This window comes from Flavobacterium cucumis (assembly GCF_900148835.1).
Lineage (GTDB): Bacteria > Bacteroidota > Bacteroidia > Flavobacteriales > Flavobacteriaceae > Flavobacterium > Flavobacterium cucumis.
In genome coordinates this window covers 602,885-614,402 of record NZ_FRYK01000001.1, presented here as the reverse complement: position 1 = coordinate 614,402, position 11,518 = coordinate 602,885, and the positions used below count along the sequence as shown (strand labels likewise).

7 protein-coding genes are annotated in these 11,518 nt (G+C 32.6%); 2 read left to right on the top strand and 5 right to left on the bottom strand.

Going from position 1 to position 11,518, the window contains the following annotated elements; all coding sequences use genetic code 11:
- The first annotated feature begins 29 nt into the window (after positions 1 to 29).
- Both BUE95_RS02895 and BUE95_RS02890 read left to right on the top strand, forming a co-directional pair.
- Positions 30 to 1,037 (top strand): TlpA family protein disulfide reductase, encoded by a 1,008-nt coding sequence (locus tag BUE95_RS02895; protein ID WP_073581231.1) that lies wholly within the window; start codon positions 30 to 32, stop codon positions 1,035 to 1,037.
- Positions 1,038 to 1,200: 163 nt separating this feature from the next.
- On the top strand, positions 1,201 to 1,545 hold the full coding sequence (locus BUE95_RS02890) for a toxin-antitoxin system YwqK family antitoxin (protein ID WP_073581229.1): 345 nt from the start codon (positions 1,201 to 1,203) through the stop codon (positions 1,543 to 1,545).
- A 51-nt stretch (positions 1,546 to 1,596) separates the two neighbouring features.
- On the opposite strand, the gene BUE95_RS02885 is transcribed toward BUE95_RS02890, so the two are convergent.
- The 5 genes from BUE95_RS02885 to BUE95_RS02865 form a co-directional block, all read right to left on the bottom strand.
- Positions 1,597 to 5,070 (bottom strand): efflux RND transporter permease subunit, encoded by a 3,474-nt coding sequence (locus BUE95_RS02885; RefSeq protein WP_073581227.1) that lies wholly within the window; start codon positions 5,068 to 5,070, stop codon positions 1,597 to 1,599.
- A 20-nt stretch (positions 5,071 to 5,090) separates the two neighbouring features.
- Positions 5,091 to 6,254: an efflux RND transporter periplasmic adaptor subunit gene (locus BUE95_RS02880; RefSeq protein ID WP_073581225.1), complete on the bottom strand. Its 1,164-nt coding sequence runs from the start codon at positions 6,252 to 6,254 to the stop codon at positions 5,091 to 5,093.
- Between the two features lie 4 nt (positions 6,255 to 6,258).
- The gene (locus BUE95_RS02875; RefSeq protein ID WP_073581223.1) at positions 6,259 to 7,599 is read right to left on the bottom strand and encodes a TolC family protein; all 1,341 of its coding nucleotides are present in this window, start codon (positions 7,597 to 7,599) and stop codon (positions 6,259 to 6,261) included.
- Positions 7,600 to 7,614: 15 nt separating this feature from the next.
- Positions 7,615 to 8,217, bottom strand: a complete 603-nt coding sequence (locus tag BUE95_RS02870) for a TetR/AcrR family transcriptional regulator (protein WP_073581221.1) — start codon at positions 8,215 to 8,217, stop codon at positions 7,615 to 7,617.
- Positions 8,218 to 8,319: 102 nt separating this feature from the next.
- On the bottom strand, positions 8,320 to 11,493 hold the full coding sequence (locus BUE95_RS02865; RefSeq protein ID WP_073581219.1) for an efflux RND transporter permease subunit: 3,174 nt from the start codon (positions 11,491 to 11,493) through the stop codon (positions 8,320 to 8,322).
- Positions 11,494 to 11,518 lie beyond the last annotated feature (25 nt).

Here is an 11,518-nt window from a genome sequence, read left to right as displayed (position 1 = left end):
TTTGATACAATAAACAACACTTTTAAAACATGAAAAAAGTATTCTTTTTGTTTTTTGCAGCTATTCTTTCTGGATTTGCTCAGAACACAAGCAACACGGTTTCTTTAAACATAAAAATTGCCAATAGATTTTCCGACACTATTATCATTTCTCAAGGAAGAACATTCAAGCAAAAAGTTGGAATTAACAAGAATGGAGTATTTCAAACCTCTTTTGAAACTTCAAAAGATGGAGGTTTGTACCGTTTAAATGATGGAAACGAAGGAACAACAATGTTTCTTAAAAACGGTTATGATTTAACCTTAACTCTAGATACTAAAGACTTTGATGAAACTATTGTTTACAAAGGAAAAGGTGCTAATGAAAACAATTATTTAGCTAAAAAAGCATTATCTGATGAGAAGTTTGAAATGGATTTAGAAGCATTGTTTGATGCTGACGAAGCTACTTTTAAAGAAGCATTAGCAAAAAAGAAAGCGAATGATATTAGTATGATTGATGGTAAAGGTTTTGATGAGACTTTAGTAAAAATGTTACGCCCTTCTTTTGATCAAGAAGAAAAATTCTTATTGGATTATTACAACCAAAAAGTTGCTGCTAAGAAAATGGAAGGAATTGCCTCTCCATCATTTGATTATGAAAACCACAAAGGTGGAAAAACTAAATTGGAAGATTTAAGAGGAAAATATGTGTATATCGATGTTTGGGCAACTTGGTGTGGACCATGTATTGCTGAAATTCCTCATTTAAAGAAAGTAGAAGCTAAATACCATGGTAAAAATATTGAGTTTGTAAGTATTTCTGTTGATACAGATAAAGATTATGAAAAATGGAAAAAAATGGTAGTTTCTAAAGAATTAGGAGGAATCCAATTGTTTGCTGATAAAAACTGGACTTCAGATTTTATAAAAGCTTATGGAATTAATGCGATTCCAAGATTTATTTTAATTGGGCCTGATGGAAAAGTAATCAAAGCAGATGCAGCGCGTCCTTCATCAGCATCTTTAACGGAATTATTAGATAGTTTAGTGAAATAATTTTATCTAAGTAGTTATACTATTTAAAGCCAATACATTACGTATTGGCTTTTTCAATGTTAAGTTTTCGTCTAATGTTACCAAATTGTTAAGTAAAAGTTTTTTTATTGTAAAATATATTTTATATTTGTTACTGTAATGTTAACCTAAAAAAGAAAAGAGTATGAAAAAAGTAGTAATTGCGGTAGTTTTATTGGTTTCGAGTTTGTCATTTGCACAAGAAGTGAAACCAAAATTTCAAGTGGTTGACCAAATGATAAAAGCAACATATTATTATGAAAACGGACAAGTAAAACAAGAGGGATATTACTTGGACGGAAAATTACATGGAAAATGGGTTGCATTTAATGAAGATGGTACAAAACAATCTATCGGTGAATATAATAAAGGAGCTAAGTCTGGAAAATGGTTTTTTTGGAGCGAAGATTCTTTAAGTGAAGTTGATTTTTCAGATAGCAGAATTGCCGAAGTAAAAAAATGGTCAAAAGATGTATTAGTTAAAAACTAATTCAATTTGAAGTATAAAAAAAGTCCCGATGTAAATCGGGACTTTTTTGTTTTAGACTGATGGTAAAACTTCAGTTTCTTTTTTATTTCTGTTCTTAATTCTAATTTTCATTCGGTTAAGTAGGTAGAACATAACTGGAACGATAATTAATGTAAGGAATGTTGCAAAAATTAATCCGTAAATAACGGTTTTAGCTAAAGGTCCCCAGAAAATTACGTTATCTCCACCCATATAAATATTAGGATTGTAGTTGATGAATAATCCAAAGAAATCAATATTTAATCCAATAGCTAAAGGAATTAAACCTAAAACAGTTGTAATTGCTGTTAACAATACTGGACGCAATCTAGAGCGACCACCTTCAACAATAGCTTCAAAATAATCTTGTTTGCTTAAAATTTCGCCTTCTTCCAATCCAAGTTCTGCTATTTTTCTATCAATAAGAAGTTGGGTGTAATCTATCAATACAATACCGTTATTTACTACGATTCCTGCAAGCGAGATAATTCCCATCATCGTCATAATGATGACAAAATCGTTTTGGAAAATTACTAATCCCAAGAACACTCCAATGAAACTCAATAAAACGGTAAACATAATAATGGTAGGTTTTGAAATGGAGTTAAATTGAGCAACCATAATTAAGATAATTCCTCCCATTGCAATTAACAAGGCATTGAATAAGAAAGATGAGTTTTTAGCTTGCTCTTCTTGTTCACCTGTAAAAGCAAAATTCATGTTTTTTGGCATTTTGTAAGTTGCCATTTCTTTTTTCAATGAAGCAACAATTTCATTCGCATTATATCCATCCAAAACATTAGAATATACCGTTATAACGCGTTTTAAATTTTTACGTTTGATGGTGTTAAACGAAGCAGTATTACTTTTTTCTACTAAAGCAGCAATAGGCACTTGTTGTAATCTTCCAGTAGCTTGATCTCTAAAAGTAACGGGTTGGTTGAAAATAGCATTGTTATCATTTTTCAAATCTTCACCAAATCGAACATTGATTTCAAAATCATCTTTGTCGTCTTTATAGGTAGAGATTTTTTCACCATAAACAGAACGACGCAGGGTTTGACCCACTTGTGCAGTTGAAACGCCTAATTGTCCAGCTACTTTTCTATCTACAATAACTTCTAATCCCGGTTTTGATTTGTTGACATCTAGTTTCAATTCTTCAATTCCGCCAACGTTTTTAGCATTGATAAAATCTTTTATTTTTTCAGCTTCTAAAAGCATTTCGTTATAGTTTTCACCAGAAATTTCAATGTTTATTGGATAACCCGATGGTGGACCGTTTTGATCTTTTTCGACAATAATCGAAACTCCTGGATAGCCTTTTACTGCTGCACGAATTTCTGTCATTAAATCACTACTTTCAACCCCTTTTCTGAACTTGAATTCACGCATCGATAAAGTGATTTTTCCTCGATGTGGCATTTCGTTCTGAGAACCACCATCTGTTTGTGGATTTCCAGCACCTTCACCCACTTGTGCTACTCCAGATTCTACCATGAAATTGAAATTTTCTTCATCGGTATATTTGTTAGCAACGGCATATACTTTTTTCTCAATTTCTTTAGTAAACGCATTCGTTTTAGCGATATCAGTTCCTTCAGGAAATTCGATGTACGTGATGATTTGGTTAGGTTGGTTTTCAGGGAAGAAAAGTGTTTTCGGTTCAGCAATTTTTATCAGTATTATCGAAAATACTAATAATCCAATTGTACCAAATAAGAAGGCATATGGTTTTTTTCCGCTTAATGCATAAGTCAAGAAATTTTTATACTTTTCTTCCAATTTAACTAATACCACATCCATAAAATATTGTTGGGCTCTTGACAAGTAATACTTATAAACCCATAACATAATGGCAAAGAAGATCATTAAGTTTCCAATTCCTCTTAATCCACCGGCCTTTGTTGAAAAACCTAAGATAACAAGAACTACTCCAATAATTCCAATTATAGTACTTAAGCGGATTAAGGTTTTCTTTGACATTTCATTTTCTTCTAACTTCATGAACTCACTAGTCATTACAGAATTAATTACCAAGGCAACAAATAAAGATGAAAACAAAACGACAGATAAGGTCATTGGGAAATAAATCATGAATTTTCCCATAGTTCCTGGCCATAATCCTAGAGGGAAGAAAGCCGCTAAAGTAGTTGCTGTAGAAGCTATAATTGGCCAAGCAATTTCTCCAACTCCCTCAATCGCAGCTTGTTTTTTGCTCAAACCTTGACTCATTAAAGAATGTACGTTTTCAACTACTACAATTCCATTATCAACTAACATTCCGAGTCCCATTACTAAAGCAAAAAGCACCATGGTATTCAAGGTTACCCCAAATGATGATAATATTATATATGACATAAACATCGATAATGGGATGGCTACTCCAACAAACAATGCACTTCTAAAGCCTAAAAAGAACATTAAAACGCCAACAACAAGTAAAACCCCAAAAATGATATTGTTTACTAGGTCATCTACTTGGTTAATAGTTCTGGTTGACTGATCATTTGCCATCGTAATTTTTAAATTGGAAGGGAAATAATTGTCTTGTGCTTCCTTAACTATTTGTTTGATGCTCTCGGTAGCCTCAATCATGTTTTTTCCACTACGTTTTTTTACATCAAGCATAACCACGGCATTGCCAAACTCTCGTGCATAAGTAGTAGCTTCTTTTGGTTTAAACATAATGGTAGCAATATCTTTTAGATAAACAACACCGTCTTGTTTTTTAACGACAACATCTTCTAATTCTTTAGGGTTTGTAATTTCTCCAACAACACGAATGTTTTTCTTAATTCCGTTATTAACAACATTTCCTCCAGAAATTGTGGTGTTTTCTCTTGAAACGGCACCAACAATATCGTCAAAACTTACTTGAGCTGCCGTCATTTTGTAGATATCAACCGCAATTTCTACCTCTTTTTCTTGAGCTCCACGAATGGCAGCTTCTTTTATTTGTGGTAAACGTTCGATTTTATCCTCTAAATATTCCGCATAATCTTTTAATTTATCTAACGGAATATCACCCGATAAGTTAATGTTTAAAATGGGTTGTTCTTCGGCAATGTTTAAGTCAAAAACGTTAGGCTCAACTTTTTCACCACCAGGTAATGTTGGCCAGTCGGTTTCTGATTTTACTAAATCTACTTTATCTTTTACTTTTTGTTTAGCAGCGTCTACGGATATGTCTTCATCAAATTCTATTAAAATCATAGAATAATCTTGAAGTGTATTAGAAGTAATTTTAGTTACGCCCGAAATATTATTAAATTCTTCCTCTAATGGTTTCGTGATTAATTTTTCAACGTCTTCTGCAGCGTTTCCTGGATTAATGGAACTAACATAAATTTTAGTTTCAATAATTTCTGGGAAATCTTCACGAGGCATAGAATAATACGAAATTAATCCGCCAAGTAAGATGATAGCAGTAATTACATACACAGTCATTTTATTATTTATGGCCCATGTAGAAATTCCGAAACTCTTGGTTAGCTTGTTACTCATACAATTTATATTGTGTTGATTTATCTTTTTATAATTTCTATTTGGTCACCATTTTGAACACTTCTTGCTCCTTCAATTATAATGGTTTCACCTTTGTTCAATCCTGATTTTACTTCTACATTAGCACCAGAGGTTAAACCAATCGTGATGGTTTTTTTAAGAGCTTTCGGTTCTTTAGAAGTGATGTCAACGGTGTAGATAATTTTTTCTCCAATTGCGTTTTCAGTAACAATACTTTCAGGAACTAGAATGGCATTTGGTTTTTTATAATCTTCAATTTTTAATACGGCTACTTGATTTGGACGAAGTAAATTATCTTTGTTAGGAACCGCAACTTCAATACTAAAGTTTCGGTTGTTTGGATTAATATAATTTCCAACTTGTCTTACCTTTCCTTGATATGTTTTTCCTATCGATTTAATTTGAACATCAACAATAGCCCCCACTTTAATTTTTCCAATAAAACTCTCTGGTATATTAGCAGAAACATACATATCTGTTAAGTTAACTATACGCATTAATTGTTGTCCAGGACCTACAACCTGACCTTTGTCTGTAATAACTTCATCGATAATTCCGCTAAATGGTGCTCTTACAATTGTTTTTGCTAATTGTGCTTTCATTTGTGCTACGGCTTTCATTTGCACCTCATAATTGGTTTTAGCTTGTAAAAACTGAATTTCTGAACCAATTTTTTTATCCCAAAGATTTTTTTGTCTTTCAAAAGTTGTTTTAGCTAAAGCAGCTTGCGTTTCCATTTGCGCTAGTTGATTGCTCAAACCCCCATCATCTATTTTAGCTAATGTTTGCCCTTTGCTTACTTTTTGACCCGCCTTAACATAAACCTGACTCAATACTCCTGAAAATTCTGGATAGATAATTAAGTTTTGACGGGTATCAACATTTCCTTGAATATCGATATAATGAGTGAATATGGTATCTTTAACCACCGCAGTTGAAACCAATGCTACTTTTTTAACCGTATCCAATTCGGCCAAAGCAGCATCTAATTTTGCTAATTCTGTACCTATTGCGTCGTATTGTTTTTGAATTTCAGCTCGAGTTGCTTTAATTTTTGTTACGTCTTTAGTTTCAATAGCTTTGTCTACTGAAGCCGTTTTAGCATCGCCACTACAAGAAGCAATAACTAAACTTATTAAACCGATATATACTAGTTTTTTCATAGTCTTATTTTGTATTTGTTATTTTGTCTAAAGTTGCTTTTTTATTGATTACATCTACCATTGCTTGTAAGTAGCTTTGCTGTGCGCTGTATAATTGTCGTTGTGCTTCAGTAAATTCAAAACTTGTCGAAATTCCTTCTTTAAATTTTATTTGCTGTTTGCTTTCAATTCGTTCTGCCAATCTTAAATTTTCTTTTGAAACGGTAAATTGTTCCACGCTGTATTCGTAATCGGTTTTGGCTGATTGAAATTCCAATAATAATTTTTGTTCGGTTTCTTTGAGTTTTGTTTTTGCCTGCTCGTAGGCGATTTTTGCTTGTTGAGTTCTAGCGGTTCTTCCCAAACTACTGAAGATAGGAACGTTTAATCCAACACCAACATTAGTAAAATTTAACCATCTTTGATCTCTTTCTAGAAAACTAAAAGTGTCGCTAAATGCGTTATATCCGAAATTTAAATTTGCAGATAATGAAGGAAGTGCTTTACTTTTCTCCAATTTCAATAATAATCGAGATGATTCTTCCGAATTTAATCCAATTTTATAATCAATACTATTCTGAACATTAAATTCGGCATTTAGAGCAATAAGGTCGACATTTTGTGTTGCTAAATTATCTAAACTATCCGTCAATGTTAGTGATTCATTTAGTTCGATTCCTAAAACAAATTTTAACATATTAAGTGCAATTTCAGCTCTTTTATTGGCATTTGATAAAGAACTTTTAACTTGACTTAGTGTTATTTGAAGTTGTTCAACATTTTCCTCCTCGGTTAATCCATTTTTATAGGTCTCGTTGGTATCAAAAACTACTTTCTCTAGTGTTTTTTTATTATTCTCTAACACTTTTACACTTTCACGAGCTAATAAAACATTTCCGTAAGCATTAATGACAATTTCTCTGATTTCTAACTCGGTTTTCTCCTTTGCGTTTTGAGAAATTTGTAAATACACTTTTGCAGATTGTAAACCCACTAAATAAGAACCATCAAAAATTAATTGACTTAAAGTTGCATTTGCCACCATGTTGTGTCTGGTTCCAAAGGCTACTTCAGTAAATTCACCAGGGTTTCCTCCAAAAAATTCTGCAGGAACAACTGATTTTTGAATTTCTATGTTGTTCTGATAGTTTAAATTAGCATTTAGTTGAGGTAGACCAATTGTAGTAGTCTCCCATTTTTTCTTTTTAGCAGCTTCAATGTCTCTATTAGCATTGATTGTTGTATAATTGTTTTGTATAGCATACTCAATTGCTTGTTGTAGGCTAAAATTGTACAATTCTTTCTCTTCTTGTGCTAAAGAAAAGAGCGAGAATAAGAGTAGTAGTACTATAAATTTCTTTGTCATATAAAATAATTGTGTTTATTGATTTTGATTTTGTATTTCTAGTTGTTTTTCTAACTCTGCAATCCCTTCTAATGTAGCCATTGCTCTGATGTGATACTCCAAAGCTTTTAATTCTAGCTCTTGTGCATCTTTTTCCAACATAGTATTCTCATTAATATTGAAAATTAGGGTGTAATAAAATTTGACATAATTGTCAATGTCTAAATTTTGTCGGTATAATCCTTCATTTATACCTTTTAAAATATTATCACTAAAACATTTGATGCAAATTTCAATTTGCATGTTTACTACTTTGTCGTATATTTCTGGATAATGTTTCTTTAATTGATATATTGGTGAAGATTCGGCGGTTTTAAACATTTCTTTAAACATCCGTTTGACTTCAAAATTTTCTTCAATAGCATTAAAGTTTTGAGCAACAATTTTATTTATGGTTTCATCAATTTCATGGTGCACTACTTGAATACTTTCTTCAATTAGAATATCTTTATTAGAAAAATATTTGTAAATGGTTTTTTTTGAAATACACATTTCACAAGCAATGTCATCCATAGTGATGCTCTTGAAACCTAATTTCAAAAACATTTCTTTTGCTTTTTGTAAAATACGGTCTTTCATATTTTTTTAGCAAAGGTACATTTGAAATTTTAATTTTGAATAATTTTATTTGTAAGGGATAAAAAAAAACAGTTTCAAATCGAAACTGTTTTTTGTTTATAATTATACTTCGTGCTTCGGAGTAAAACCGTCTTCACTTAATTCCTTATGAACATAATCTGCGGTCATTAATTCGTCATAATTAACTTTTACATCTTTTCCTAAGCGAACTCGAATACTATCAAAAATTGCATATACAACTGGCACCACTATTAATGTTAAGAATAATGAAGAAATTAAACCTCCAATGATTACCCAAGCCAATCCGTTATTCATTTCGGCAGCAGCACCTTTAGCAAGCGCAATCGGAATCATACCAATTACCATTGCTATTGTTGTCATTAAGATTGGACGTAAACGTGCATGGTTGGCCTGAACTAAAGCGTTAAATGTAGATTCTCCAGCTTCTTTTCTGTGGTTTGCAAAGTCTACCAACAAAATGGCATTCTTTGTTACCAATCCAATCAACATGATAATACCTAAAATGGTGAAAATATTTAAAGAATTATTAGTCAACGCTAGTGCAAACAAAGCACCAATGAATGATAATGGAATTGAGAACAATACGACAAATGGAGTAACAAAGTCATCATACAAGGCAACCATAACCAAATAAACTAAGATAATAGCAGCTAATAATGCAATTCCAAGAGTACCAAAACCTTCTGTTTGGTTTTCCATATCACCTCCCCAAACATAATTTACTCCTGTTGGGCGTTCCATTTTTGAGAATACTGTTTCCCATTCAGTTGCAATGGTACCTGAAGGTCTACCTACAGATTGCGCTTCAATGGTAACGGAGGTACTTTTATCTCTTCTTTCCAACATACTTGGACCTGAACTTTCAATAACCTCAGCAAATTGAGATAATTTAATTTGTTGCCCCATATTATTTACAAAAATCAGATTATTTACATCATTAATATTCGAACGGTCATATTCGTTAAATCTAATATTAATGTCATATTCATATTCTCCTGCTCTAAATTTTCCATCAGTATTACCGTTGAATGCCGTTTGCATTGTTAAACCTACGGTTTGAAGATTTAAACCTAATGCGGCCATTTTATCTCGGTCTACCTGAACTTTGATTTCTGGATTTCCGGCTTCTGAAGTCAGTTTTACCTCTGATGCCCCAGGAACTTTTTTCAATTCGGCAGCAGCTTTTTGTGCAAATAGCATTACATCGTCAAAATTCGGACCTGTTACGGTTAATGCAATTGGGGCTTTATCAGCACCAAGCAATCCCATAGGAACCGTTTTAACTTTAGCACCAACTAATTCTTTTTCTAATTGACGTTTAATTTTAGCAGCATAAATAAATGAGTTGTCATCTCGCTTAGCTTTTTCAACTAAAGAAATAAGAATTTCGGCTTTGTAAGCAGTTGATTGTGTTGCTCCCATACCATCACTAGTTTGGCCAACAGTGGTGATCATATCTACGATGTTTTTATCTTTTTTAAGATAGGCTTCCGCTTTTTGCGTCATGAAATTGGTTTGTTCAATCGAAACATCTTTTGGCATTTCAATTTGAACCAGGAATTCTCCTTTATCCGTTTTAGAGAAGAACTCACCACCAATAAATCCACCTCCTAATAATCCGAAAATTGAACCAAAGAAAATAACAGTAACGATAGCTAACGTTGTTTTTTTGTAATTTAAAGACCAAGTTAAAATGTCCGTTACTTTGTGCGTAAATTTGTCTAGATAGTTTTCAAAACCTAAAATAACTTTTCCAAAAATCGATTCTTTATTTAAATGCTCTAATTTTCCGTAACGTGAGAACAACCAAGGTACAATTGTAAATGAAGCCAGTAATGACAACATTGTGGCAATAATTACCGTAACACAGAATTGTGTAATAATATTAGAAACTAATCCAGTACTCATCGCGATTGGTAAAAATACTACCACGATAACTAAAGTAATAGCGGTAACAGTAAATCCAATTTCGGCTGCACCATCATAAGCTGCACGTACTTTATTTTTACCCATTTCCATGTGACGGTGTATGTTTTCCAATACAACAATTGCGTCATCCACTAAGATTCCAACCACTAATGATAGACCCAACAAACTCATTAAGTTTAATGTATACCCCATTAATGAAATCCCAATGAAAGTTGCTATTAATGAAGCTGGAATAGATACCATTACGATAGCAGCATTTCGTAAACTATGCAAGAAAAATAACATTACAAAAGCCACTAAAAAGATTGCAAGAAATAAATCGTGCATTACATTATCGGCAGCAGTTAGAGTAAATTCACTACTGTCGTTCGCTACTTTTAATTTTAAGTTAGATTTTGCGTAATCTTGTTCGATTTTGGCAATTGCTTCCTTTACTTTTTTACTAACTTCTACTGCATTTGCATCGGATTGTTTAATTACCTGCAAAAGAATCGATCCTTTCTCATTAATTCTTGAGATTTTAGAAACGTCTTTTTGGGCATCTTGAACATCAGCCACATCACCTAAACGCACTTGAACGCCATTGTTTGAAGTAATTACTAAGTTTCGTAATTCTTCAACTGATTTGTATTTTCCAGATAAACGAATCGTTGTACTATTCTCTCTTGTTTTAATATTACCTGTTGGAAAATCTAAGTTAGACGATAAAACCGCTTGTTGAACTTGAGGAACTGATAAACCAAATCCTTGTAATTTAGAAGCATTCAAGCTTACCTTAATCTCTCGTTCTTCACCACCTACTAAGTTTACTTGCGCTACTCCTGGAACACGGGAAACGATAGGTTGAATTTTTTTATCCAATAAGTCGTAAAAAGCGACTTCATCCATACTAGCAGTTGCGCCAATGGTCATAATTGGTAAATCACTCAATGAGAATTTACTCAACGAAGGCGGGTCAACATCTTCTGGTAAATCTTTTAAAACAGCATTAATTTTTCTTTGAGCATCATTCAAAGAATAATCGGCATCGGCATCTGCAGTTAGCGTAATCATTACTACCGATAAACTTTCATAAGACTTTGATTCTAATTTTTTGATGTTTTCCATGGTAGAAACCGCATCCTCAATTTTCTTGGTTACGGTATTTTCCACTTCACTAGGCGAAGCTCCAGGATAAACAGTTGAAACGGTTACTACGTTAATTTCAAATTTTGGAATTAACTCATAGCTCAACTGTTTATAACTGTATAGTCCACCTAACAATAGTATCGTAAAAAGTACGATTACCATAGAAGGTCTTTTAATTGATATATCTACAATTTTCATATAATTGATTTTATGTAAGCGTCTT

Coding starts and splice junctions, on each gene's coding strand:
- BUE95_RS02895 (WP_073581231.1), top strand. CDS start 30: ATGAAAAAAGTATTCTTTTTGTTTTTTGCAGCTATTCTTTCTGGATTT.
- BUE95_RS02890 (WP_073581229.1), top strand. CDS start 1,201: ATGAAAAAAGTAGTAATTGCGGTAGTTTTATTGGTTTCGAGTTTGTCA.
- BUE95_RS02885 (WP_073581227.1), bottom strand. CDS start 5,070: ATGAGTAACAAGCTAACCAAGAGTTTCGGAATTTCTACATGGGCCATA.
- BUE95_RS02880 (WP_073581225.1), bottom strand. CDS start 6,254: ATGAAAAAACTAGTATATATCGGTTTAATAAGTTTAGTTATTGCTTCT.
- BUE95_RS02875 (WP_073581223.1), bottom strand. CDS start 7,599: ATGACAAAGAAATTTATAGTACTACTACTCTTATTCTCGCTCTTTTCT.
- BUE95_RS02870 (WP_073581221.1), bottom strand. CDS start 8,217: ATGAAAGACCGTATTTTACAAAAAGCAAAAGAAATGTTTTTGAAATTA.
- BUE95_RS02865 (WP_073581219.1), bottom strand. CDS start 11,493: ATGAAAATTGTAGATATATCAATTAAAAGACCTTCTATGGTAATCGTA.